Origin of the sequence: Streptomyces sp. NPDC042638, from assembly GCF_040647235.1 — a bacterium.
Taxonomy (GTDB): Bacteria; Actinomycetota; Actinomycetes; order Streptomycetales; family Streptomycetaceae; genus Streptomyces; species Streptomyces rameus.
The window spans coordinates 1-23,797 of sequence record NZ_JBEZBT010000070.1 but is presented as its reverse complement, the minus strand read 5'-3'; the positions used below and the strand labels follow the sequence as shown (position 1 = coordinate 23,797).

Sequence of the window (23,797 nt, the reverse complement as noted above, 5' to 3'; positions counted from 1 at the left end):
GCCCGCACGTCGTGGGAGGTACACGGCGGCCTCTCCTCGCCACGGACCCCGACCGGCTTCCCGCTCACCGGTACGCTGCGTCGGTGCACACGGTAGAACTCCTGCTGGACGAGGCGGCGGACTCAGCGGTCCGGGACGCCTGGCGAAGCCTCGCGGACGCGGGACTGCCCAGCCAGGCGCGCCACCGTTCACCGACCAACAGCCCCCATCTCACCCTGGCCGCCTGCCCGGAGTTGACCGCGCCGATCCGTTGGGAGCTCGCCGAGGTCGCCGCCGCCGCCGCCCTGCCGCTGCCGGTGCGGTTCACCGGCGTGGTCCGCTTCGAACGACCCACCTCGGTGCTGGCCTGGGCGCTGGACCTCGATCCCGCGCTGGCCCACCTGCACCGTCAGGTGTGGGAGGCGGTGGTCTCGGACAGTCCGCCCGAGACCCTCAACCCCTTCCACGAGCCAGGGCGCTGGAGCCCGCACATCACTCTCGGCCGGACCCGGCGAGCCGGTGCCTTCGCCGGCCGCCGGGTCCCCGAACTGCTGCCGGCGCCACCGCTGTCGGCCCGGCTCACCACCCTGCGCAGCTACGACACCGAGACCGGTGACCTCGAAGTGCTGGAGCACCGTCCCTGAGTCCGCTGCCCCCGCGTGCCGCGCACGGATGCCGTCACCGAGCACGCGGGGCGTCGGGTTCGACGACCACCCGGAAGCGTTCGGCGACGACGAGAGTGTCATCGCCGACGACGGGGGAAGCCCCGGGAACTCGCTCACGCCATCGCTCCGGAAGAACTCTCCGTGGGCTGCGCCCGCCCCCGCACCCGCACCGACCCGCTCCGGAACCCGGGGCGGCCGCCCGGCGAGACCGTTCGGCAACCCCGGCCGGCCCGCCCGGCGGGACTGTCGGTGAGCCGGGCCGGCCTGTCCGGCGGGTCTGTCGGTGATCCGTAGGCGATGTGTCGGTGGCCGTTGGCATCGTGCGTGTCCGGGCCGCTCCGTGGGAGCGGCACCGCCGCCTTCCACAGCAAGGGAGCCCCACCGCCATGTCGTCCACGTCATCCGTCCCGCCCTGGAACGTCCGCCGGCCCCCCGGTGCCGACGGCCGCGTCGTCCTGGTCACCGGCGGCAACGCCGGTATCGGGTACTTCGTGGCGGAGCAGTTGTCGGCGGCCGGGGTCACCGTCGTACTCGGCAGCCGGAATCCCGCCAAGGCCGAGGCCGCCACGGCCTCGATCCGCTCCCGTGTCCCCGACGCCCGGGTGCGGGCCGTGCGGCTGGACCTCGCCGACCTGCCGTCACTCGAGACAGCGGTGGAATCGCTCGACGTGGAGCGTCTCGACGCCGTGGTCCACAATGCCGGGGTCGCGCTCGACGACCCGCCGCGCACGGAGACCGGGGACGGTCACGAGATCATGTTCGGCACCAACCACCTCGGGCACTTCGCCCTGACCGACCGGCTGATGCCGCTGCTGTCGGCCGCCCCGGCGGCCCGCGTCGTGACCATGGGCAGTTTCGCGGCCAAGTCCGAGCGGCTCGACCTGGACGACCTGCAGTCCCGCAAGGACTACCGGCCCAAGCGCACCTACGGACGCTCCAAGTTGGCACAGATGTACTTCGGCGTCGAACTCGACCGCCGGCTGCGCGCCGCCGGCAGCACGGTGGCCAGCGTGGTGGTTCACCCCGGCGGCGCGCTGGACTCCCTCACTCCGTCCCGGCCACCGGTCCACGTGCGATCGGCCGGCGCACGGCTGGGCGCGGCACCTGCGGCCCTCCTCCTCCAGGGCAAGCACGCCGGTGCCCGGCCCGCGGTGCGGGCGGTGCTCGACCCGGCCGTGCGCGGCGGCCAGTTGTGGGGGCCGCGCGTCTTCGGACTGCGCGGCGAGCCCCGGCTTGAGCCCTTGTGGGACCACCTCGCCGATCCCCGCGTCGCGGCGCGGTTGTGGGACGCGAGCCGCGAGCTGACTGGCGCCGACTTCGGCGCCCTCGCCGGATAGTGCGGTGCCGGCGGGGGCGCGGTCAGGCGGACTCCGCCGTGCCGGCCCGCAGTGCGAGCGAGACGGTGGCGAGAGCCGCGGCGAGGGCGGCGGCGCCCCCGACGGTGTACGCCCAGGCGCTGGCGCCTTCGGCGAAGGGGGTCGTGACGAGGATGCCGCAGAGGACGGCGGTGTTGACCCCGGCGGTGAAGGTGCCGAAGGCACGGGCGGCCTCCGCCGGGCCCGCCATCCGGTAGATGGCCGCGCGCAGCGTGGCGTTGAAGACGGCGTTGGCGGCACCGCCGACGACGAAGGTGGTCAGCAGGACGGTGACGGTGGGGGCGAGACCGCAGGCCAGGTAGACGGCGCCGATGACCGAACCGGAGAGGGCGAGGCGGACCACCGGCGGCGTCGCGGCGAGCCTGCCGGCCAGGGCGCTGCCCGCAAGGACGCCGACGGCCCACGCTGCGGTGGCCGACCCGAACACGGCGACGGCCGACCCGGGGACGTGCTCGCGGACCAGGAAGACGAACGCCACGTCCGTGCCCGCGGTGGCGGCGATCACCACGAACACCACACCCAGGGCCAGGAGCGAGCCGCCGGTCAGTCCGCCGGGCTCGGGCACGGCGTCGGTCCCGGTGTCGCCGGGGACCAGTTCCGCCGAGCGCACCGCGACGCCGTACACCGCCACGGCCAGGAAGGTCGCCGCGTCGGTGAGCAGGGCGCCGCGTACGCCCAGGGCCGCGAACAGGGCCGAGCCCGCGAGCGGCCCCAGCACCATGGCCAGCGACGCGGCCGACTGACCGAGCCCGTACGCCCTCTCGGCGACGTCGGTGCCCGCGAGCACCGGCAGGGCCGCGTTCACCACGGTGACGCTGACGGTGTTCACCGCGGCCAGCAGGGCCACGCACGCGACGGTGCCCCCCGGCGGCAGGCCGGACGACAGCACGACGGCGACGCCGGCCTGGGCGACGGACGCCGCGGCCAGCACCGGCCCCGGCCGGCGTCCCGTCAGCGCTCGGCCCACGTGACGCCCCAGCAGTACGCCGGGCAGCAGCCCGGCGATCTGGAGGACCGCGACGACGTAGGCACCTGAGGCGGCCAGGTGGAAGGTCAGGGCGAAGACGGCGACCTCGTCACCTCCGGCGGACACCAGCAGGACGGCGAAGAGCAGGGCCGCGCGCAGACGGGTACGAGAGGGGCTAGGGGGCATCCCTGTCCAGGACGTCGATCGCGCGCCATGTGCGCAGCCGGTAGAGGACGGCGTCGACGATATCAGCGAAGTCCCCTCCGGATCCCGCCTGTTCACCCGCCAGGTCCGCCGGGGTGGCGACGTCCCCGCTGTTCAGCCGGTCGAGGACGGCGGGCAGCGCGGGGTGGTCGGGCAGGCGGGCGAGGTGGCCGTTGGCCGACATCAGCAGTCTGCCCTTCGACCGCTGGGAGACCACCGGGAAGCGGTGCAGCCGCACCGGCAGGTCGTGGTCGACCGGGGGGACGTCGAGCGGGTCGGGTACATGGCCGAAGCCTCGGGCGCTGAGCTTGCGCAGCCACGTGGCCAGCAGGCGGTCGGCGACGTCGGCCCGGTCGATGCGGGCCAGGGAGCGGTCGAGCAGGTCGGCCAGCGCCTCGGGCAGCTCCGTGCCGTCCGGCCGTACGAGCTGGTCGTAGGGCTGGCGGGGGGTGCCGGCGAGCGACGCCGTCACGGCGTCGGTGACGGCGTCGACCGGGTCGCCGTCGAAGAACAGCGCGATGTTGAAGGTGGCGGACGCGGCGTCCGGGGAGGACCCTGCGTGCCAGAACCGGGACGGGAAGTAGCCCATGTCGGTGGTGCTGGCGCGCAGTGCCTGCCCGGTGTGGCGCACGGCGGACCAGTCGGGGCGGTGCAGAGGCAGCCACTCGCCGGCGGAGGGCGGCCAGACGACGAGGTCCTTGGGCCCGGCGACGCCGAACATGAAGTTGGCGGCGTTGTCGCAGTGGATGCCGCCGCGCGTGCCCACGTACCGGCCGAGGAAGATGTCGGTGTCCGCGTAGCCCGAGGGGAAACCGCCGAGGGCGCTCCACAGTCCCTCGGTGAACACCGCGGCCCGCTCCCACATCTCGAAGCTGGTCCGGTGCAGCCTGCTCAGTCCGATGCTCCACTCCGCGCCGCCGGTCTCGCCGTCCATACGGGCGAGGAATCCGGCGACGGACCCGTCCTCGGCGCGGGGCAGGTAGCGGGCTCTGTCGGTGCGCGGGCTGGTGCCGTCGACCGAGAGCCGCAGCAGCGGTCCTTCGCCGCGCTCGCCCGCGGCGGCGGCCGCGACGACGGCCCCGAAGAACCAGTCGCCGCCGAGGCCGAGGTCGACCGGAGGCGGGCCGACGATGCCCGCCTCGCGTTCCCAGTAGCGCTCCAGGAAGGCGCGCCAGTACTGGAGACGGGTGTGGTCGGTGGTGGTCTGAACCGTGGTCATGCGTCTTCTCGTCCCGTTTCCCGGCCGGATGCGGCTTCGGTCGTCACCGGGTCGTCCCCCAGGTACGCCTGGAGGAGTTCGACCCGGATCGTGTCGGCCACCGCGTCCCGGTCGGCCGCGGCGGGTTGTCCGCCCCCGGCGTGGTCGAGCCACAGCAGGAAGGCGTGTACGTTGAGCGCGACTTCGCGTCCCGTCACCAGGCTGGTCAACCGCGCCCGGCCGGTGTCGGGGTCGACGGACCGGCGCCAGCCGGGCGTCGCCCGGACCCGCAGTCCGGGCATGTCACCGGCGGGCAGCGGGGTGGCGTGGCGCTGCGGATCCGCGAGGAACCCGAACGTCCAGAGCGTGCAGAGCACGTCCAGGACGTCGTCGTCCCACCTCCCGTCGTCCCCTCTGCCGGGACCGACGCCCTTGTCCAGCTCGGACAGGAGCCCGGTCCAGCGGCTGGGCAGCCGCAAGATGCTGTCGGCTCCGGCGGCGTACAGCCCGACCGTGCGCGTGTCGGCCGACACCCGCCAGGTGACCCCGTCCGCCAGCCGCAGGAGGTCGCCGGGCGCCGGCGTGAACACGGCGGGTTCCGCGGTGGGGCGCCCGGGCGGCACTCCGGTGTCGAGGACGCAGCGCAGGAAGGCGTACTCCTCGGACTCGCCGATCAGCCCCCGGTGCTGCAACGGCGCGGTGCGGCCGGTGTCGGGCAGGGCGTCGGCCTCGGCGGCCAGTACCGCGGCCTCGCTCCCGGTCAGCCCCGACGCGGCGATGTAGTCCACGCTCAGCGCCAGATCCTCGTCCGGGCCGGGATGCAGCACCGTGATGCCGAACTGCTCCGGGTGTTCACCGACCGGCGAGAGCAGGTCGAGGATGAACGGCCCGTTGACGCTGGTCGAGTACGGCAGGCCGAACTCCTCCGTGGAACGGCGCAGGGTCCGTTCCACGAACGCGGCGGTACGGCGGGCCTCCTCGACCGTCTCACCGGGGAAGCCGGTGATGCAGAACAGGTGCACGGGCACGCCCGCGCGCAGCAGGGCCTCAACACCGGGTTCGATGTGCTCGATCCGTGTGCCCTTGCGCATGAGGTCGAGGACCCGCTGGTTGTAGGACTCCAGGCCGAGGTCGAGTCTGCGGCAGCCGGACCGGTGCAGCGTGGCGGCCAGGTCGTCGTCCAGTCCGGCGGAGAAACGGGTCTCGCCGTACCAGTGCAGACCGGCGTCGCGGCGCACCAGCTCGGCGCCTACCTCGCGCAGCGTGCGCTGGGTCATGATCTCGTCGACGAACATGAACGACGTGGAGCCGTACCGCCGCGCCAGGTGCTGCATCTCGTCGACCACGGCGGTGGCGTCGCGGTGGCGGTAGCGGTTGCTGGCGAAGGGGATCGAGCAGAACGCGCAGTTCCAGGCACAGCTGCGCGAGGCCAGCACCGGCAGGACGGGTCCCGGGGCCAGGTAGGAGTCGAGGTCGTAGTCGTCGAAGTCGGGGGCCGGCAGTGTGGCCAGGTCGACGTCGCGGGCGGGGGCGAAGTCCAGCCGCCCGTCGGGGGTGAGCGAGCTGCGGCCGGGGACCGGACGGGTGCCGCCCTCGAAGAGGTTCTCGCACAGCGCGACGATCGCGTCCTCGCCCTCGTACAGCACGAAGTCGTCGACCAGGTCGAAGAAGGGGTGCCGGCCGCGCCAGCGTCCGGCGATCCGGGTGATGTAGTTGCCGCCCATGACGATCCGCAGGTCCGGGCGGTGTTCGCGGACGAGCGCGGCCACCGTCATGGCGGGGATGAGCTGGGTGTCGGCCGACACCGAGACGCCCACCATGCCCAGCCCGGGGTCTGCGAGCCGGGGCGGGAGCAGGGTCTCGAACGCCCATCGGTAGGGATTGCGGTCCCGGTCACGGGTCGCGGCCAGCACCGACGCGCTCGATCGCTCGCTGTAGTGCTGGCGGTTGGACCGCAGGTCGCAGTGGAACCCGTCGAAGGCGGCGGAGTGGCACACGAGTGCGTTGCCGAGGGTGCGGGCCACCCGGGCGAACGCGTCGTGATCGTGCAGGCCGGCGGGATCGTGTACGACGGCCCAGGCGGCCTCGACGCCGTCGCACACCGAGGGCAGCAGCAACCGGGCCTCGTCAACGGCCGCCGGATCCAGGCCCAGTCGGTCCGCCCGGTCGTAGCGTTCGCAGAGGCCGGCCACCGTCTCGGCCGTCAGCATCCACCGCAGGTGGACGGCGCCGAGGTCGAAGGCGGTGACCGGCCACCCGTGGTCGCGCAGCGCGGCGGTGAGCAGTGGCACCGCCAGGTGCGGCGCGTAGACGTTCCACAGCGGTGGGTTCACCAGCAGCGTGCGAGGACGACTTGCCATGGAACCTCCGCGTGCCTGGAGCGAAAGGGGACTACCGTGCCCGGCGGGGTCCTCGACCCTGGCGGGCACCCGTCAGCTCAGGACTCGTCCTCCAACCCGGACATGTCCTTGGGCTCGGGGAACAGCGCGTACTTGGAGGTCCGGACCTGGGGGTCCATCGTGGAGACCTCGGGACGCTCGTCGTCCTCGGCGGCGATCGCCTTGAGCTTTTCGATGTCGATGTGATCGGTCATCGGTTCTTCACCTCCTTCCCTGCCGGGGGTTCTCCGGCGTCGGTGCTCGCGTGGACAAGGCTCTTTCGCTCCAGGTCTTCGATGCAGCCCTTGGTGGAGGCGAGGACGTCGTCGCGGTCAGGCATGATCTCCGCGATGGTCCCGGCGATCTCCGTGAGGGTGCGGCCGTCGCACAACTCCAGGACGAGCCAGGAATGGGAATTGAGCCAGTGCAGGGCGGGCTTGTCCGGTGTATAGGCCATGACCGCGTGCCAGGGTTCGAACGGCCGCAGGCGTAGCCGGGCATTCTGTCTGTACACGGTCCGCTCGGGGGATTCGGTGGTCACCGGTCACACCCCTGTCATGGTCGGCGGCGCGCCGAACGGGAGATCGACGATCCGGCGGGGGAGGCGGGTCAGGTCGGTGCCGTTGTTCATGTGAGTGCAGTACGGGTCCGGCGCGTCCCAGGCGCCGCCGAAGGCGTATGCCGTCGACCGGCAGCCGCCGGATCTATTGCGGTCGTTCGCCGCGCATTCGGGACACGCCTCCACCGCGCTCGCGGCACGCACCTTTTTGTAGACCGGGTTGCGCCAGGTCTCCATGAACGAGGTTTCCCGGATATTGCCGTAGTTTGCGAAGTCGCGCAGGTACGGGCAGCCGATGCTGTTGCCGTAGGCGTCGACGGCCGCCATCTGCCAGCAGCAGTTGGGGTCGTTGGGGTGCCAGGACTGCATCAGCTGCACCCCGTCGGGCACCTGGATCGCCTCGAGGGAGGCCATCTGCCGGGGCAGCGGCACCGACAGCCGGGACCAGTTCCCGCGGGCCCGGCCCAGCGGGTAGAGCCTGAGGACCCCGAGCTTCTCTGCACCGGTGGCGGCCGTCAGGTCGGCCAGTTCCTGCAGCTGGTCGATGTTGTGGCTGGTCAGGATGGTGGTGATGAACGTGGTGACGCCGGCGTCGGCCAGGTGCCGGACCGCCTCGACCGCTCGGTCGAACGCGCCGGGCAGGCCGACGAGTGTGTCGTGGGTCGCCGCGTCACCGCCCTCGATGTCCACACACACGACTCCCACGCCCGCCGACTTGAGTCTGCGGGCCGTCTCGGCCGTCAGCAGGGTGCCGTTCGTCCGCACCATGGTGAAGGCGTTGGGTGTGGCGTATTCGACCATGTCGAGGAAGTCGTCGCGCAGGAAAGGCTCGCCCCCCTCGAAGAAGACGCTGATGACGTCGCGGTCGAACATCTCCTGCATCGACCGGGTGACCTCGTCGAAGCTGAGTTCGGTTTCGGCGGGGTCGTGCACGTCATAGGCCATGATGCTGTCGAGGTTGGTGCGTTTCGTGGGCTGCACCCAAAAGCTGAACGGCGCGGGCATTTGAATGACCATCGGATTGCTCCCGCGATTTCGGTCCGGTATCGGTCGGGTTCGAGTTCGGATTGCATTCGCGGCACGAGTAGCGGTAGGAAAGCCTACGTGTGCAGTTGGCAACTGGCAACGGTGCGCGATAAGTTGGCGGTTCGCTGTCTTGAAGTGCCGGATTCCGACCGAGGGAGAGCGGTGACACTGCGTGTAACGGTGCCGAATGATCGCCAATTGGTCGCTCTGACACCCGATGACGGGCCCGCGCTGCAGGATCTCCTGGAGAGATGCGACGACTACTCCCGGCTCAATTTCGGGATTCCGACCGGAGCGGCGGACGCGCAGAGCCAGTTCCTCGAGGGCCTCCAGCACGTGCCCGAACAACGCAAGCACCTCATGGGCTGTCACGTCGACGGCCGTCTGGTCGCCGCGGCCGATCTGCTGGAGGGCCACCCCGACGACCGGACGGCGGCCCTGGGCATGCTGGTGGTCGACCCGGAGTGGCGCGACCGCGGCCTCGGCACGGCCATCCTGCTGGGTCTGGGCTCGGCGCTGTCCGGACGGGGCGTACGGCGGCTGCGGGTGGACTGCCACGTCTCCGAGAACACCCGGGCGGTCCCGCTGCTGCGGCGGCTCGGCTTCGCCGAGTCCTCGCGCGAGGTGATCACCGTGGCCGCCGGCCAGACCCGGACCCGGGTGCTGTGGACGTCCGGCGTACCGTTGCGCCCGCGAGCGGAGGAGCGCGCGGCCGTGGGATCGGACTGCCCACAGGCGGAGGAGCCCGTGGCCGTGCGATCCGACTACAGCCGTGCCGGGGCGCCGGTGCCGCGCCCCGTCCCGCCGCTGGACCGGCTCTTCGGGCTGCCCGGCGTCAGCGCCGTGGCCGAGCCGTACTACTTCGACTCCCCGCTCTTCGACGACTACGAACGCGACGTGGAGCGCCGCACCGGCGAGACCGACTGGGACCTCGCCGGCCTGGCCTCGGCAGTGGGCGAAGGGGGCAGGGTCCTGGAGGTGGGCTGCGGGACGGGACGCGCCCTGGTCCACCTGGCCGCCACCACGCAAGCGTCCCTGCTGGTGGGCATCGACACCTCCGAGCCGGCCCTGGAGCGAGCCCGGGCGCGGGTCGCGGCCGCCGGGACCGGCCGGGTCGAGTTCGTGACGGGCGACTTCCTGGCCTACCGTCCGGAGTCCGCCTTCGACACCGTGCTGCTCGCCGACTGCACCCTCAACGGGTTCACCGAGGCGTCGGCCGTGTCCGGGCTGCTCACACACGCCCGTTCCCTGCTGGCTTCCGGCGGGCGCATCGCCGTGAGCGTCTTCGACGACGGCGCACCGGCCGCGATGTCCCATCTGGACGGCCGCATGGTCGTGGACTCGTTCGCCGACCGCGACGGCTTCAACCACATCGTCATCTGGTCCATGCGCTTCGACGCGGACACCGCGCTGCTGCACCGGACGGCGGCCGTGCCCCGCACCGCGCCGGCGCCGGGCGAGCCGGTGCGGTGCGTGGTCGCGGACATGAACGACCGCATCTGGACGCCGTCGACCCTCTCACCGCTGTTCGCGGCGGCGGGCCTGTCGGTCACCGCCGAGGAAGCGGCCACTTTGACCTCCGGCGCGGCCGACGGTGCCCCCATGACCACGCTCGTCCTCAGCCCGGTCTGACCACGGCAACACGACCGCACCTCTTCGACCACGTCCCCGGTCCCCGGTTCGTGCCGGGAACCATGTCCGGCAGGGCGGTGCTCCCGGGCGGCGGCGCGCCGGACGCGGGTCAGCCCTCGGTCCGGTGGGTGACCGGCGCGTCGGTGCGATCGCCGGGAAACTCGTACCAGCGGCGCTGCAGGCACACGAACTGGACGTCGGCGCTCACCAGCCGCATGAACCCGCAGATGGTCTCGACGAGCCGGTCCTCGGAGCCGGGGTGGGCGAGTCGGCCGTCCTCGGTGAAGCCCTCGTGCGCGCGGGGCAGGCTGAACATGTCGGGGTAGACCCGGGTCCCCAGGTGCTCCAGCGGGACCCGCAGCGCCCACAGGCCGCGGTTGCCGCCGATCATCGAGGGGGAGGACGAGAGCAGCAGCGCGTGCTTGGTCTTGAACGGCTGCGGTCGTGCCCGGGAGACCCAGTCGACGGCGTTCTTCAGCAGCCCTGGAACGGAGGCGTTGTACTCCGGTGATGAGACCACGAACGCGTCGCAGCGTTTGATCCGCTCGCACAGGGCCAGGGCGCCGGGCGGCAGTCCTTCGGCGTCCTCGGCGTCACCGTCGTACAGCGGCATGTCGAAATCCCGTATCCTGGCCAGGTCGACCTCGGCACCGGTTTCCGCGATCAGCTTCGACGCCAGCGAGGCGAGCCGGGCATTGGTGGACCCCGCGCGCAACGCGGCGCCGAACACCAGGATCCGGACGGGGCGCCCCGGTCGAGAGTCGGTGGTCATGCGGCGGTGGTCCCTTTCACCGAGCGGTTGCCCCCCGTCGGCCAATTTTCCCCAACCCGGCCCGCCGACCCGGACGACACGCTGCCCGCACGACATGCCGGCCGGACGCACGACGGCGCCCGACCGGGGCCTGGTGACGCCCGGCGGGGTCGTCGTCGGTGCACAGGGTGCCCCCCCGTACGGCCTGGCGTGTCGGTCGGCGCGGGCCGCCACGAAGGGCCGTGGCGGGCTTCCGCGCCTCCGGCGGCCCGTTCACCGCGCGGCGAGCGCCTCTCGCCACACGGCACTGTCGACGTAGTGGTTGTCGTAGCGCTCCGACGACTCCGCGATCTTCTTCGGGTCGGCTTCGCCACGCATCACGCTGCCGAGGAGCCGCAGGTAGTCGAAACGGCCCATGCCCGGCGTGAAGGTGAACAGGACGTCGGCCTCGCAACCGGGTGCCGCGGCGAACGCGTGCGGCGTATGCGGAGGGATGGCGAGGAAGTCGCCGGCGTCGAGGACGGTGATCTCCTCGCCCACCAGTACCTGGAGGGAGCCGCTGATGACGAAGAAGAGTTCCGTGGCCTTGGTGTGGAAGTGCGCGGGCGCCCCGACCGCTCCTTCGGCGAAGGTGGAGCGGTACGCGGTGAAGCCTCCGCCCGGGCCGTCCGTGTCCGCCAGCAGCGTCATGACGCTGCTCGGGTCGGCGGACGTCTCGGCCTCCGCGGCACGGGTGAGCAGGGCGGCGTGCTTGGTGTCGTTGCTGGTCATGATGGTTTCTCCCTCGTGCTGTGATGTCCCGCCGTCGTTTGTGATCACTACTCTACGAAGGCGAAAGACCGGTGGGGGAGTGCAATCCAGTGCTGGAAAGACAGGTCAATTCCTCGGTCGCGCGGGGCTGTGACGGTGTGCGCGGCGGAGCCCCGGCCCCGCCTCACCGGTGCAGGGCCGGGGAGGCGACAGGCGCACGTCGTGCGGCGCTGCGGTAGAGGGAGATCCCCAGGGTGAGCATCCAGTAGCCGAGGACGGCGCCCATCAAGGCGGTGGTGCCCCAGCCGTTCGCCGCGTAGAAGTGCGCGGGGTCGTTGCCGAAGAACAGCGACGGTACGAAGGCCAGGTTGACCCCGGCCAGGGCGAACGCGGAGCGGCCGGTCCAGGGCGGCAGCAGCTCGGCACGGGAGATGCCGTACCCCACCGTGGCCAGGAACAGGGCGAGCATGAGGCGGCCGATCGACCCGTAGAGGATGTAGGTGCCGCTGACCGTGACGGTCGGGTCGATCGGATGGTCGGCGGCGATGACCGCGCCGGCTTCCAGCCCGCTGGAGACCAGGGTGACCGTCGCGTAGACCAGTCCGGTGGCGAAGGCCATCGTGCCCACCCATTCACAGGCGGCGCGCGCCCGCTTGACCAGTTCACGGAAGGCCGTCACGAACACGATCAGGCACGCCAGCGCGATGACGCCGATCAACAGCCTGGCCAGGACGTTCGCGTCCGGCGGCGGGCCGGAGTAGACGAAGTACAGGGGTACCTCGACCATGAAGGCGGCTGCGGTGGCGATACCGGCGAGACCCGTCAGCCGCCTGGCGGTGGTTTCGTTCACGATGTCCTCCTGGGCGTGCGTAGGGGGCTTCTCGTCGGCTCGTTGCCGACGAGAAGCATCCTGCCGAGCGCGGCGCTCCTCGGCGCTGGGCCTGGGCACCGTATGAGGGGTGGTCCCACCGACACCCGCACACGGGGCCGGGCGCCGGCCCGTCTCGCGCCGAGCCGGGTCGGCGAGTGCCTTGCTCCCCGGCGAGCGGCGTGCCCCGCGGAGAGGAACCGTGTGCCCGGTCGCTACCTTCCCTCCGGGTCCTGGGCCGTGGGCTGCCCGACCGCCGGTTCAGCCGGTGCGAGCCACATGCCGTCGGCCGGACCGAAGACCGGTGCGCCGGTGCGGTCGCTGTACACCACCTGTCCACGCCGGATGGTCGCCACGACGCGCCCGGTGAAGCTGCGGCCCTCGTACGCCGACCATCCGCACTTGCTCTGGACCAGCTGGGGCTCCATGAACCAAGGCGCCGAAGCGTCGAAGAGCACCAGGTCCGCGTCGAGTCCGGGCGCGATCCGGCCCTTGCGCCCGGAGAGGCCGAACAGGCGGGCCGGTTCGCGGGCGAGTACCCGCTGCACGATGGTGAGCAGCCGTTCGTCCGAGTCCGCGGGGTGGCGTCGACGCAGTCCGGTGAACAGGGCCGGCAGCAGTTCCTGGACGCCGGGCAGACCCGGTGGGGCGTCGGCCGCCGAGAGCAACTTGTCCCCGGCCTCGTGTGGCGCGTGGTCGCTGCCGACGGTGGCGGCCTCACCGCCGGCGACCGCGCGCCACAGCCGGTCCTGGTCCTTGCGGCCGCGGATGGCCGGACTGAGCCGGATCCGGGGGCCGAGGGCGCGGGTGTCGTCGTCGGTGAACGTCAGGTGGTGACCGGTGACCTCGAAGGTGACCGGAAGTCCCGCCGCCGCCGCGGCCGTGAGCAGGTCGGCCTCCTCCGTGGTGGAGACGTGCAGCACGTGCGCCGGGGTGCCGTGGCGGTGTACGAGTTCCACCAGCCGGGCGACGACCACGATCGCTCCTGTCCGCGGCCGGTGCCGCTCGTAGTCCAGGGGCGCGGCGGGCGGCCCCTGCCACTGGTTCAGGAGCCGGAAGACGGCGTCGTCCTCGGCGTGGAAGAGCAGGCGGAGCTGCCGCTCGGCCGCCAGCTTGAAGAGCCGGTCGAGCAGTGCCGGGTCGCTGAGCACGTGCGGTGCGGTGTGATGACCGGTCAGGAACACCTTGACCGAGGTGGCCTCCTTCGGCGTGAACTCGGCCACGGCGTCGACGTGTTCGGGATCGACTCCCGCGTGGAAGCGGTAGTCCACCAGGCTGCTGCCCTTGATCAGCTCGTGGCGATCGTAGGCGTCCTGCGGGGTGAACAGCGGGGGCTGGGTGTTGGGCATGTCGATGACGGTGGTCACACCGCCCGCGGCGGCGGCCCGCGAGCCCGTCGCCCACTCCTCCTTGTGCGTCAGGCCGGGCGTGCGGAAGTGCACGTGCGAGTCGATCAGTCCGGGCAGGACGAACATGCCCGCGGCGTCCACGACGCAGGCGGCGGGGGGAGCCGCACGGGGCGGATACAGGGCCGCGACGCGTTCACCCCGGACTGCCACGTCGGCGTGGCGCACGCCGTCCTCCAGCACTACGCGGCCACCGTGCACCAGCAGGTCGTACGTCATCGCTCCTCCTCCGCGGTGTGGCCGCCGACCAGCGCGGCGACGTGCTCCGGCCGTGCCGGGGCACCGAGCTGCACGGCGCTCAGATACCGGACGCGTTTGCCCCGGATACCCGCCCGCCGCAGCGCACGTCCGCCCTCCGCGCGGACGTCGAAGACGGCGGAGACGGAGGTGCTGCCGCCGGGTGTGGTGATGAGCAGCACCTGCCCGGGACCGGTCCGGTGCAGCAGGTCGTGGGGGACCGTCCCGGCCAGCCCCGCGGCCGCCGCCAGGCAGACCGCCCCGGTCAGTGCGATGGTCGGGTGCCACGAGGGGACGGAGACGGCGCGCGCGGCGAGGCCGCCGGTCCCGTCCGGCAGCACGGCCGCGATCTTGGGGAACGCCCCCTCGGACGGCCAGCCGAGCAGGGCGGCGACGGACCGCCGGATCCGCGACATCGCCTCGAACAGCGGCTCCCCGGCCGTGAACAGTGCCGGCATGTCGTGCACGCCGAGGTCGGCGGCGTGCACGAACACGTACGGATTACCGGCCGAGACCACCGAGACACGGATCTGTCCACCAGCATGCGGGAGCGGCGACACCGGTGCGCCGAGGAGCAGCGTTCGGCCGGCAGCGGCGGCGAGTGCACGAAGTGGGCGTCCACGACCCATTCCCCGGCTCGGGCGGCCTCCACCTGGCACAGCACCTGGTCCCCGTTGTTGAGTACGTCGACCAGCACGCGGGAGCCGGGACGCAGCGGCGGCACCAGACGCCGCGCGGCCGCCGCGACCAGGGCCGCGCGGATCGAGTGTCCGCAGCTGCCGCGCAGTTCGATGCGCGGACCCGCGGACCGGCCGGGCAGCAGCTGGACGAAGCGGTATTCGATGCCGTGGCCGGGCCTCGCGGAGCGGCCGACGAGCGCAATCTTGGTCAGGGACCGCCACCGGCTGTGCGCCAGCCAGGCGCACCCCGGTTCCAGCGCCGCCGCCAGCGGGCCGGGCTGCGCGGGAAACGCATCGGCGGGCAGGACCAGGGTCGGACTCGGGCTGCCGTCGGCGCGTACGATGTGGGCTTCCATCACGTACCCGCCCCGGTCGAGGCGCGCGGATCGGCCGACGTCGTGCCCAGGCCGTCGAGCTGGTCGAGCCAGTGCTGGTGCACGAGCAGGGACCACACGGCCAGGGAGGTCACGTCGTCCGGCCGCCCGGCCTGACGGTCCAGCAGACGCCCGACGGCGGTGGCGTCCAGCCGTCCGTCCCGCTTCAGCTCAGCCGGGCTGAGCACTTCCCTGGCGTGTTCCATCAGAGGGGATCCCCCGGTCAGCATCGCCGTGACGGGCAGCGTGAACGGCTGTTTGGGACGGCGGAGCACGGACGAGGGCAGCAGGCCGCCGGCGGCGGCGTACAGGGCCCGCTTGCCGCGGCCGTCGCCGACCCGGGTGGTGTCGGGCAGACGGGAGGCGAGCGCGGTGACACTCCGCTGGCAGTACGGCAGCCGGACCTCGACGGAGGAGGCCATGCTCAGGTGGTCCACCCGGCGCAGGTGGTAGGCGGGAAGCCGTTCGGTGAGCTCGAACTCGGTGATGACGTCGAGCCGTCCGCGCCCGGGGGCATGCAGCAGGTCGCGCAGCCGGCCGTGTTCCGAGGGCACGCCCCGCAGCGCGGCACGGTAGTCGTCGGTGTAGAGACGTTCCCTGAGCGGCAGGGGGGCGGCGGCCAGCGCGTTCACGTAGTCACGCGCCCAGGCGGGGCCCGCCGCCACGGCCTTGCGGATCCGGTCGTAGCCGCCGAACGCCTCGTCGGCGGCGTCGCCGGTGGCCGCGACCTTGAAACCGGCCCGGTGGACGGCGCGGAACAGCACGAGTGTGCTGAGCGTGATGAGATCGGCGTTCGGCTGGCCCAGGTGCCGTACCGTCTCACCGAGCAGCGCCGGAAAGTCCCGCGGGTCCGCCTCGACCTGGTGGTGGACCGTGCCGTGACGGTCGGCGATCTCCCGCGCGAACGGCCGTTCGTCGAAGGGCCAAGTGCCGCGGTAGCCGATGGTGAACGTGTGCAACGGCCGCACCCGCTCCGCCAGCAGAGCGGTGACCAGGCCGGAGTCCAGGCCACCGCTGGTGATCGCACAGAGCGGAGCGTCCGCCTCGGCGAGCTGCCCGGCGGCGGACCTGAGCTCCCGCAGCACCGCGGCGCCGGCCTCCTCCAGCGAGTCCGGAGGGTGCGGGAGAGCGGTCGGCGAGGGCGGCGGAACGGCCGCGCGGCGGTGGACGCGCAGGCCGTCGCGCCGCGTGAAGACGGCGGTCGACGCCGGCGGCAGCACCATCACCCCCTCGATCATCGTCCGCTCACCGAACGGCGTCCGCGTGGTCAGGTACACGTCGAGGCCGGCCTCCCAGGGGATGCGCGGGACGCCCGGCAGAGCGAGCAGCGCGGGCAGCTCGGAGGAGAAGCAGAGCGCGTCGCCCCGCCGGTCGTAGTGGTAGTACAGCGGCTTCATCCCCGCGTGGTCCGTGGCCAGCAGCAGGCGTGGCTCGGCCCGCGTGTCGATCACGGCCACGGCGTACATGCCGTCCAGGTGGTCGGTGAACGTGTCCCCGTACCGGTGGTAAAGGGCCGGCAGCACGGAGCCGTCGCAGCGGTCCGGGAACCGGTAGCCGTGGCGTTCCAGCCGCGTCCGCAGCTGACGGTGGTTGTAGAGCTCGCCGTTGTAGACGACCGTGATGGCGCCGTCGCCGTCGGGGTCGCCGAGGACGAAGGGCTGTCGGCCACCCTGCGGGTCGGTGATGGCGAGACGGTTGCTGCCCAGCGCCCACGCCGTCTCGCGCACGGCGGTCTGCTGGTCGGGGCCGCCGTGCCGCATGAGTTCGCCGGCGCCCCGCATCTGCTCAGCGGTCAACCGCGTCCCGAGACTTCCGTAGATCCGGCACATCCCTGGCTGCATCTCCTTTCGCTTCCGGGCAAGGTCGGTCAGCCGTCGGTGAACAGCCGGCGGGCGCGGCTGACGCCCTGCGCCACCTCCTGCCGCCAGGCATCGGCCTCCCGTGCGGTCACCGGCCCGCCGGGCGTGCGCAGTGTCCGGGTGTCGTAGCGCGCCGCGCGCTCGGCCCGGGCGCCGTCGTAGCGGTCCGCGTGCACGGACAGGTCCGCGTCGAGGCGCGGCCGGACGGCGGGCCGTTCGGCCGGCCAGCCCATGCACAGGGCGAACAGCACGTGGACCCCCTCGGGTATGCCGAGCAGTTCCCGGACGCGCGTCGGCTGGTTGCGCACGCCGCCGACCATCACCGTGCCCAGGCTGAGCGATTCGGCGGCCAGCGCGGCGCACATGCCGGCGAGGGACGCATCGACGACGCAGCTCAGCAGCAGGTCGTGCGGGGCGCCGCCGTCGGCGTCCGGGACGAGCCCGCAGTACCGGCCCACCCTGGCGACCTCCGCGCAGACCATGACCAGCACTGGGGCCTGCCGGATGTGCGGCTGGCCGCCGGCCACGTCGGCGAGTTCGGCGGCCAGCTTCCGGTCGCGGACGACGATGAAGCTGTACGGCTGGAAGTTGAAGGAGGTCGGGGCGCGCACCGCCGTACCCAGCGCCTGCGTGACCAGGGGCGCGGGGACTTCCTCGGCGGTGAAGGCGCGCACACTGGAGCGGGTGAGCAGCAGGTCGAGCACGTCCTGGGCCGTGGTCGTGAGCGTCACGGTGTTCCCTTTCCCAGCGGGCCGGTGGCGGCGGGGGCGGCTTCGGCGGCGTCCGGCGATGCCAGGGCCCGCTGGTAGAGGGCACCGGCCCCGCGGCCGCCCGTGAACCACCAGGCGGCGCCGACGACGACGGAGACGACACCCGTCGTCAGACCGACGGCCCTGGTTCCGACGGCGAGGATGCCGCCGAAGACAGCCAGCGAGAGACGGGAGACGCCGCCGTAGGTGGTGAGATGAAGGCTGGTGATCCGGCCCCGGAGCCGTTCTGGCACGGTGGACAGCAGGATGGTCGAGTCCAGTGCGATGATCACACCGCTCGCCGCCCGCATCCCGCCGAGCAGGACCGCGCCGAACAGCGCGTTTCCGGGCAGGAACATCGCGGCCCACGCGGCGCCCTGCACCCCGTAGGCGATCGCGTGCCCGGCAGGTGGCGTGGTGTGGACAGCCGGGCGGCAAGGGCCGAGCCGATGATGGTGGCGGCGCCGTCCACGACGTAGAAGGCGGCGAGCGTCACGCTGCTGCCGTGCAGCTGGTAGGTGACGTACGCGGCGAGCAGCACGTTGTACGCGCCGCCGATGAAACCCCAGGCGATGCCGATCCAGATCACGGACCGTGCGAGCGGCAGGCCGCGCAGCACCGTGAAGCCCTCCAGGACGTCGGACCGCAGCGATGCCCTGCGGGCGCCGGCCCCGCTTCTCGCGCCCGGCCGCCGCACCAGCAACAGCGGTACCACGGCCGCGAGTTGCAACCCGGCCGCGGCGAGGATGGCGCCCCCGGCACTCCAGGCCGCTAGCGCGCCCCCGAGCGCGGCGCCGACGATCGTCATGGTGCCCGACACGGAACCGAGCGCCGCGTTGGCCGCCTGGCGCCCCTCGGGCGGCACGACCGAGTACAGCCACCGCTGGCGGGCGGGGCCCCGGCGGGTCACGCGGCGGCGGGAAACCCGCGGCCGCGCCGAGCCGTTCGCGGAAGGCCGGTGCCGCGGCCCGGTGCCGGCGGGTGGAAGCAGCCGCCGTGCGCCGGGAATACGGTGCGCACGGTCACCGGGCACGACGGCTGCGGTCTGTGTGGACGTACGCCGGTCCCGGTACTGGCGCTCCCGGTCCGGCGGTTCGCCGGGATCAGCGCCGGACTGCCTGTCCCGGTTCGGCCGTTCGCCGGAATCAGCGCCGTACTGGCGCTCCCGGTGCGGCGGTTCACCGGGTTCGACGCCGGACTGCCGCTCCCGGAACGGCCCTTCGCCGGGATCAGCGCCGGACGGGTCGTCCTGCCTCGGGTGGCCGGGTGAAGGGAATCGAACAGTCCGCGGAACGGTACGCCGTGCTGGGACACGATGTGGTCCTCCCCCCTGAGCCACGTGCTGGTCAACGCCACTGTTCGGTGCCTGTCCTGCAACGAGCTTGATAGTTTCTTGCAGGGGCGCTCAGACCGGCGTCGGGTGGACAGCCGCGACGGCCGGCCTGGGCCGGCAAGACCGAGCGTCACGAAGGACCGGCATGAGCATCGGATTCACCTTTCTCGGCAATGTCACCATCCACTCCCGCGGCGTCGCCGTCACGGCCGGATCACCGCGCCAGCGCTGCGTCCTGGCGCTGCTCCTCATCGACGTCAACCGGCCCGTCTCCGCGCAGACGCTCCTCACGCGGGTGTGGGGCGATGATGTCCCGCCGCGTGCCATGACCTCGCTCTACAGCTATGTTTCACGGCTGCGCGCCCTGCGCTCGGATCCGGGCGACGCGGAGCGGTGGGACATCCTGCGGACACCCGCGGGCTACGTGCTGCGCACCGACAGCTCGGCCGTCGATCTGTTCCGTTTCCGCTCCCTGGTCGAGCGGGCGCGCGGCGCGACGGACCCTCGGGAAGCCGAGGCCTCCTACAGCCAGGCGCTGGCGCTCTGGCGGGGCGAACCGTTCGCCGGGCTGCGCTCCGCCTGGCTCGACGCCTACCGTCTCACGCTGGCGGAGGAACACCTGCGGGCCCGGCTCGACCACTACGAACTGCTGCTGAACCGGGGTCGGCACGTCGACCTCGTCCAGCCCCTCGCCGCGCTCGCCGCCGAGCAGCCCCTCGACGAACATGTGGCCCACCTGCACATGCTGGCCCTGTACCGGATGGGACAGCCCGCCGCTGCCCTCATCGCCTACGAGCAGTTACGGCAACGGCTCGTGGAGCAGCTGGGTGTCGACCCCGGCCCCCGGCTGCAGGAACTCCACCACCGGATCCTCGTCTTCGACGACGCCCTCGCCGCACCGGCGGCCGACGGGGTGGAGCGCCGTACACCGCACCAACTCCCCGCCAGCCCCTCGGGATTCATCGGCCGACGCGAGGCACTGCGGCTCCTCGACACACCGGAAGGCCGTGCCGACGGCGCGGCGCCGGACGTCAGCGTGATCGCGGGCATGGCGGGAGTCGGCAAGTCGTGGCTCGCCCTGCGCTGGGCGCACCAGCATGCCGACGAGTTTCCCGACGGCCAGCTCTACGCCCAACTGAACGGCTTCAGCCCCAGTGCGCGCCCCACCGACCCCGGCGACGTCCTGCGGCTGTTCCTGATGGCCCTCGGGGCGACCGAGAGCGAACTGCCCTCCGACACGGAGGGGCGCGCCGCGCTCTACCGCACGGTGATGGCCGGACGAAAGATCCTGGTCGTCCTCGACAACGCCCGCGACAGTGCACAGGTCGTTCCGCTTCTGCCGGGGACACCTGGTTGCCGGACGCTCGTGACCAGCAGGAATCGGCTGAGCAGCCTCAAGGTGCGGGCCGGTGCTGACGTCGTCGGCCTCGGAGTGCTGCCGGCCGGCGAGTCGGCACGGCTCTTCGCCCGCCGGGTGGGGGACGACCGCGCCGCCGAGCCGGCCCTGCGCGACATCGTCCGCTGGTGCGCCGGGCTGCCACTGGCCCTGGACATCGCGGCAGCGCACGCGGACGGTCTGCCGTGCGCCTCCCTCGACCAGCTCGCCCAGGACCTGCGCGATCCGAGCACCCGTCTCGACGTCCTGGACGCCGGTGACGTCTCCGCCAGCCTCCGTGTCCTGTTCGCCGCTTCGCACGCCGCGCTGGATCCGGAACCGGGCCGGGTGTTCGGTCTGTTGGGGCTCGTGCCGCACCAGGACGTGTCCCTGGACGCGCTGGCCCACTTCATCGAACGTGACCCGACGCGAACCCGGCGGATCATGCGCGTCCTGGAGGAAGCCTGCCTGATCCGTCAGCACCGGCCGGGCCGCTATCAGATGCACGACCTGGTCCGGCTCTACGTCGAGGAGCAGGCGACCGGCCTGACCGCCGGGCAGAGCGACCGGCACACGCGCCGCCTCGTCGGTTTTTACGTGTGCACGGCCCAGGTGGCGCACCGGGTCCTGGAGCCGCACCGCACGGCACAGGACCCACCCGCACTCGAGGTTCCGGAGGAACCCCCTCGCCTTCGACGACGCGCAGGCCGGGCTGGCCTGGTTCGACGCCGAGTACGCCTGCCTCCAGGAGGTCGTCACCATCACCGAACAGCGGGGCCTGTGGCTGGATTTCTGCCGTCTGACCTGGGCTCTGCACACGTTCCGCTGGCGTCGCGGTCTGCTCGAGGAAAGCATCCGTGCCTGGTACACCGCCCTGGACGCGGCCGCGGACCTGGACGACGCGTCCCTGACGGCCCACACCCGTCAGCGGCTCGGGGTCGCCCTGGCGCAGGCGGGCCGCTACGACGAGGCCCTGCCCCACCTCGACGCGGCTCTCGAACGGTTCCGCGCGGACGGCGGACTCGCGGGCCTCACTCGCACGCACCACTCGCTCGCCGAGGTCCACGTCCGCATCAACGCCTACGAACGTGCCCTTCCGCACTTCGCGCGGGCGCTGGAGGGATACCGCGAACTCGGCGAGCAGGTGGGGGAGTCCAACACCCTGAACGGCACCGGCTGGGCGTTGGCGCGGCTCGGCCGGTACGCGAGCGGCGAGGCGCACTGCCTCCAGGCGCTGCCGTTGCTCCAGGTCCATGAGGACGGCGAGGGGCAGGCCGCGACGTGGGACACGCTGGCGTACATCGCGCGGCGCACCGGCCGCACGAGTCGTGCCGTGGACGCCTGTCGACAGGCCCTCGCCCCCTTCCAGGCCATCGGCAACGCCAACCGGGAGGCCGACACGTGGGCGTCCCTCGGAGACATGCAGGCCGATGCGGGAGACGGCGACGCGGCACGCCAGGCGTGGGCGAGGGCGCTGGACCTGTACCGGGATCAGGGCCGGACGGCGCGAGCACGCGAGATGGCCAGTCGCTTGGCGGCACGGACGGAGCACTGACAGGGACGGCTCGACAGGAGCCGGAACTCCCGCTGCCGTGGAGCCCACACGGCCGGAGGGACTCCGGGGGCGGCGCCCGTTCCGGGTATCCGCGGCGGGACACGGCCGTAGGTGACCGATGGGCGAAGGGTGGCTCTGTGCAGAGCTTTCCGGGTTCTCCCGCAGGGGCAGCCGGCCCGGTCGGGTCCTGCCGGGACCCAGGGAACCGGCGGTGATCATCGCGGCCCGTCGATGACTCGCCCTTATGGACCGGTCGACTCGGCATGATTTGGCTCTGCCCACCGGACCATGACCGGGGCAGGGTGGAGGACCTCGGACGTTGTGGAGGTCTCCCTTGAGTATCGCGTTCCTGCTGACCACCCTGGTCGTGGTGGTCACACCCGGGACCGGAGTGGTGTACACCCTGGCCGCCGGGTTGGCCCACGGCCGCCGGGCGAGTGTGGTCGCCGCACTCGGCTGCACCCTTGGCGTCCTGCCGCATCTGGTGGCCACGATCACCGGCCTCGCCGCACTGCTGCACACCAGTGCCGTCGTCTACCAGGGGGTGAAGTACCTCGGTGTCGTCTACCTCCTGTACATGGCGTGGGCGACGCTCCGCGACCGGGACGCGCTGTCGGTCGAGGGGGAGGCGGAGCCGCGGCCGGCGTCCCGTGTGATCGCTTCAGCGGTACTGATCAACCTTCTCAATCCGAAGGTCACACTTTTCTTCGTCGCGTTCCTGCCGCAGTTCGTGCCCGCCGACGAGTCCGGCTCCCTCGGCGTGATGCTCCGGCTCAGCGCGGTCTTCATGGCGCTGACCTTCGTCGTCTTCGTCGCCTACGGGATGTGCGCGGCCGCCGTACGCCACCGTGTGCTGGCCAGGCCGAGGGTGATGACCGGCATCCGCCGGGTGTTCGCCGCCTGCTTCGTGGGCCTGAGCGCGTGGCTGGCGGTGGGATGAGACGAACTTCCCGGACGTGGGCGGGGGCGCGGGCGCGAAGCGGGTCCGACTCCTCGTGACCAGCCGCCGGTGCGTCGCGCCGGCCACGGGCGCAGGGGCCACCGCGATGCCGGTTCGCGCGTCGCGACGAGCCCGGGCTGGGGCGCCGGCCTCGGCGCCGTTACGGTCGTGACCCCTGACATGCCATCAGGGACGTATCAGGGCAGGCTGAGGGCGGTCCCGGATGGTTCGGGGCGTTCGAGCCGAGAGCATGATCGGCATGACCTTCGAATCCTTTTCTTCCGCGTCCGCGTCCGCATCCGGCGCCGAGACCGCGCCGGCGTCGACTCCGGTGTCCGCGCCGGTGTCCGCCCGCGGGGGTACGTCCCGCAGGGCCCTGCTCGGCGGTGTGCTGGCCGGGGCCCTGCTTCTGTCGGCCGCAGTCCCGGCCGGTGCCGCCGTGACCGCGCCGGCATCGCCCGCGCCCGCCCACGCGGGCCGGGAGGCGCCCGCCGGGCTGGACGTCAAGGCTCTGCGGGCCGCCGTCGCCGCGCTGGACGACCCGCAGGCCACCGCGGCACAGATCCGGGTCAGCGGCACCTCGGGCCGCTGGTACGGCGCCGCCGGAACCGCCGATCTGCGCACGGGCCGCGCGGTGACCGCCGACGACAGGTTCCGCATCGGCAGCATCACCAAGGTCTTCGTCGCCACGGTCGTACTGCAACTGTCGGCAGACGGCCGGGTGCACCTGGACACACCGGTCCAGCACTACCTGCCCGGCGTCCTGCCGGCCGAGTTTCCGCCGATCACAGTGGGGCAGCTCCTCAACCACACCAGCGGGCTGCCCGATGAGAGCGGCCCAGACCTGCCGGACATGAGCACACCCGAAAAGGTCCTCCAGCTGTGACGGAGCATTGATCTTCAGGGGCTTGGTCGTTCGGGCCTGGTGTCTCGTCT

General features: G+C 72.4%; 21 protein-coding genes and 2 pseudogenes. 8 read left to right on the top strand and 15 right to left on the bottom strand.

Annotated features, from left to right (window positions below; translation table 11 throughout):
• Window positions 1–83 precede the first annotated feature (83 nt).
• Window positions 84–623 (top strand): 2'-5' RNA ligase family protein, encoded by a 540-nt coding sequence (locus AB0B40_RS34230; protein ID WP_362267406.1) that lies wholly within the window; start codon window positions 84–86, stop codon window positions 621–623.
• A gap of 407 nt (window positions 624–1,030) precedes the next feature.
• The gene (locus AB0B40_RS34225) at window positions 1,031–1,981 is read left to right on the top strand and encodes an SDR family NAD(P)-dependent oxidoreductase (RefSeq protein ID WP_362267403.1); all 951 of its coding nucleotides are present in this window, start codon (window positions 1,031–1,033) and stop codon (window positions 1,979–1,981) included.
• Window positions 1,982–2,003: 22 nt separating this feature from the next.
• Here the strand turns inward: AB0B40_RS34225 and AB0B40_RS34220 are convergent, their stop codons facing one another.
• The 6 genes from AB0B40_RS34220 to AB0B40_RS34195 all read right to left on the bottom strand — a co-directional run bounded on the left by AB0B40_RS34220 (window position 2,004) and on the right by AB0B40_RS34195 (window position 8,331).
• Entirely contained in the window at window positions 2,004–3,173 is a 1,170-nt protein-coding gene (locus tag AB0B40_RS34220; RefSeq protein WP_362267400.1) for a hypothetical protein, read from the bottom strand.
• On the bottom strand, window positions 3,163–4,410 hold the full coding sequence (locus AB0B40_RS34215) for a hypothetical protein (RefSeq protein WP_362267398.1): 1,248 nt from the start codon (window positions 4,408–4,410) through the stop codon (window positions 3,163–3,165). The genes AB0B40_RS34220 and AB0B40_RS34215 overlap by 11 nt, the downstream gene beginning before the upstream one ends.
• Window positions 4,407–6,749, bottom strand: a complete 2,343-nt coding sequence (locus AB0B40_RS34210) for a radical SAM protein (RefSeq protein ID WP_362267395.1) — start codon at window positions 6,747–6,749, stop codon at window positions 4,407–4,409. The genes AB0B40_RS34215 and AB0B40_RS34210 overlap by 4 nt, the downstream gene beginning before the upstream one ends.
• A gap of 77 nt (window positions 6,750–6,826) precedes the next feature.
• Entirely contained in the window at window positions 6,827–6,982 is a 156-nt protein-coding gene (locus tag AB0B40_RS34205; RefSeq protein ID WP_345056922.1) for a hypothetical protein, read from the bottom strand.
• Window positions 6,979–7,308, bottom strand: a complete 330-nt coding sequence (locus tag AB0B40_RS34200; RefSeq protein WP_161332925.1) for a PqqD family peptide modification chaperone — start codon at window positions 7,306–7,308, stop codon at window positions 6,979–6,981. Before AB0B40_RS34200 ends, AB0B40_RS34205 begins: the two co-directional genes overlap by 4 nt.
• Before the next feature lie 3 nt (window positions 7,309–7,311).
• Window positions 7,312–8,331 (bottom strand): radical SAM protein, encoded by a 1,020-nt coding sequence (locus AB0B40_RS34195; protein ID WP_345056918.1) that lies wholly within the window; start codon window positions 8,329–8,331, stop codon window positions 7,312–7,314.
• 219 nt (window positions 8,332–8,550) lie between these two features.
• Here AB0B40_RS34195 and AB0B40_RS34190 point away from each other — a divergent pair, with 219 nt between their 5' ends.
• Window positions 8,551–9,984 carry a bifunctional GNAT family N-acetyltransferase/class I SAM-dependent methyltransferase gene (locus tag AB0B40_RS34190; protein WP_345056916.1) on the top strand — a complete coding sequence of 478 codons (1,434 nt, stop codon included), beginning with the start codon at window positions 8,551–8,553 and terminating at the stop codon, window positions 9,982–9,984.
• Between the two features lie 109 nt (window positions 9,985–10,093).
• Here the strand turns inward: AB0B40_RS34190 and AB0B40_RS34185 are convergent, their stop codons facing one another.
• From AB0B40_RS34185 to AB0B40_RS34145, 9 genes are all read right to left on the bottom strand, one after another.
• Window positions 10,094–10,756: an NAD(P)H-dependent oxidoreductase gene (locus tag AB0B40_RS34185; RefSeq protein ID WP_362267390.1), complete on the bottom strand. Its 663-nt coding sequence runs from the start codon at window positions 10,754–10,756 to the stop codon at window positions 10,094–10,096.
• A gap of 252 nt (window positions 10,757–11,008) precedes the next feature.
• Window positions 11,009–11,506 carry a cupin domain-containing protein gene (locus tag AB0B40_RS34180; RefSeq protein WP_161286807.1) on the bottom strand — a complete coding sequence of 166 codons (498 nt, stop codon included), beginning with the start codon at window positions 11,504–11,506 and terminating at the stop codon, window positions 11,009–11,011.
• Between the two features lie 163 nt (window positions 11,507–11,669).
• A complete protein-coding gene (locus AB0B40_RS34175) occupies window positions 11,670–12,335 on the bottom strand; it encodes a hypothetical protein (RefSeq protein ID WP_345056913.1) in 666 nt (221 codons plus the stop codon).
• Window positions 12,336–12,568: 233 nt separating this feature from the next.
• Entirely contained in the window at window positions 12,569–13,978 is a 1,410-nt protein-coding gene (locus AB0B40_RS34170) for a dihydroorotase family protein (protein ID WP_362267386.1), read from the bottom strand.
• Window positions 13,975–14,625, bottom strand: coding sequence for a PrpF domain-containing protein (locus AB0B40_RS34165; RefSeq protein ID WP_362267384.1), 651 nt, complete (start codon window positions 14,623–14,625; stop codon window positions 13,975–13,977). Before AB0B40_RS34165 ends, AB0B40_RS34170 begins: the two co-directional genes overlap by 4 nt.
• A 406-nt stretch (window positions 14,626–15,031) precedes the next feature.
• Window positions 15,032–16,846, bottom strand: a complete 1,815-nt coding sequence (asnB, locus tag AB0B40_RS34160; RefSeq protein ID WP_362267382.1) for an asparagine synthase (glutamine-hydrolyzing) — start codon at window positions 16,844–16,846, stop codon at window positions 15,032–15,034.
• 71 nt (window positions 16,847–16,917) lie between these two features.
• Window positions 16,918–17,640, bottom strand: a complete 723-nt coding sequence (locus tag AB0B40_RS34155) for a nitroreductase family protein (RefSeq protein WP_345056905.1) — start codon at window positions 17,638–17,640, stop codon at window positions 16,918–16,920.
• On the bottom strand, window positions 17,637–18,017 hold the full coding sequence (locus tag AB0B40_RS34150; protein ID WP_345056903.1) for a hypothetical protein: 381 nt from the start codon (window positions 18,015–18,017) through the stop codon (window positions 17,637–17,639). Before AB0B40_RS34150 ends, AB0B40_RS34155 begins: the two co-directional genes overlap by 4 nt.
• Window positions 17,948–18,568 (bottom strand): MFS transporter, encoded by a 621-nt coding sequence (locus AB0B40_RS34145; RefSeq protein ID WP_345056901.1) that lies wholly within the window; start codon window positions 18,566–18,568, stop codon window positions 17,948–17,950. Before AB0B40_RS34145 ends, AB0B40_RS34150 begins: the two co-directional genes overlap by 70 nt.
• A 568-nt stretch (window positions 18,569–19,136) precedes the next feature.
• Between AB0B40_RS34145 and AB0B40_RS34140 the strand changes: the two are divergent.
• The 5 genes and pseudogenes from AB0B40_RS34140 to AB0B40_RS34120 form a co-directional block, all read left to right on the top strand.
• Window positions 19,137–20,489, top strand: a pseudogene (locus tag AB0B40_RS34140) (AfsR/SARP family transcriptional regulator); the annotation flags it as partial.
• A 589-nt stretch (window positions 20,490–21,078) separates the two neighbouring features.
• A pseudogene (locus AB0B40_RS34135) lies at window positions 21,079–21,549 on the top strand (tetratricopeptide repeat protein); the annotation flags it as partial.
• A gap of 57 nt (window positions 21,550–21,606) precedes the next feature.
• Window positions 21,607–21,921, top strand: a complete 315-nt coding sequence (locus AB0B40_RS34130; RefSeq protein WP_345056898.1) for a hypothetical protein — start codon at window positions 21,607–21,609, stop codon at window positions 21,919–21,921.
• A gap of 334 nt (window positions 21,922–22,255) precedes the next feature.
• Window positions 22,256–22,861 carry a LysE family translocator gene (locus tag AB0B40_RS34125; protein ID WP_345056896.1) on the top strand — a complete coding sequence of 202 codons (606 nt, stop codon included), beginning with the start codon at window positions 22,256–22,258 and terminating at the stop codon, window positions 22,859–22,861.
• Window positions 22,862–23,120: 259 nt separating this feature from the next.
• A complete protein-coding gene (locus AB0B40_RS34120) occupies window positions 23,121–23,747 on the top strand; it encodes a serine hydrolase domain-containing protein (RefSeq protein ID WP_362267379.1) in 627 nt (208 codons plus the stop codon).
• Window positions 23,748–23,797: the final 50 nt, after the last annotated feature.

Excerpts from the sequence above, each read along its gene's own strand:
- AB0B40_RS34225 (WP_362267403.1), top strand. The coding sequence starts at position 1,031 with ATGTCGTCCACGTCATCCGTCCCGCCCTGGAACGTCCGCCGGCCCCCC.
- AB0B40_RS34220 (WP_362267400.1), bottom strand. The coding sequence starts at position 3,173 with ATGCCCCCTAGCCCCTCTCGTACCCGTCTGCGCGCGGCCCTGCTCTTC.
- AB0B40_RS34215 (WP_362267398.1), bottom strand. The coding sequence starts at position 4,410 with ATGACCACGGTTCAGACCACCACCGACCACACCCGTCTCCAGTACTGG.
- AB0B40_RS34210 (WP_362267395.1), bottom strand. The coding sequence starts at position 6,749 with ATGGCAAGTCGTCCTCGCACGCTGCTGGTGAACCCACCGCTGTGGAAC.
- AB0B40_RS34205 (WP_345056922.1), bottom strand. The coding sequence starts at position 6,982 with ATGACCGATCACATCGACATCGAAAAGCTCAAGGCGATCGCCGCCGAG.
- AB0B40_RS34195 (WP_345056918.1), bottom strand. The coding sequence starts at position 8,331 with ATGCCCGCGCCGTTCAGCTTTTGGGTGCAGCCCACGAAACGCACCAAC.
- AB0B40_RS34185 (WP_362267390.1), bottom strand. The coding sequence starts at position 10,756 with ATGACCACCGACTCTCGACCGGGGCGCCCCGTCCGGATCCTGGTGTTC.
- AB0B40_RS34180 (WP_161286807.1), bottom strand. The coding sequence starts at position 11,506 with ATGACCAGCAACGACACCAAGCACGCCGCCCTGCTCACCCGTGCCGCG.
- AB0B40_RS34170 (WP_362267386.1), bottom strand. The coding sequence starts at position 13,978 with ATGACGTACGACCTGCTGGTGCACGGTGGCCGCGTAGTGCTGGAGGAC.
- AB0B40_RS34165 (WP_362267384.1), bottom strand. The coding sequence starts at position 14,625 with ATGGGTCGTGGACGCCCACTTCGTGCACTCGCCGCCGCTGCCGGCCGA.
- AB0B40_RS34150 (WP_345056903.1), bottom strand. The coding sequence starts at position 18,017 with ATGTTCCTGCCCGGAAACGCGCTGTTCGGCGCGGTCCTGCTCGGCGGG.
- AB0B40_RS34120 (WP_362267379.1), top strand. The coding sequence starts at position 23,121 with ATGACCTTCGAATCCTTTTCTTCCGCGTCCGCGTCCGCATCCGGCGCC.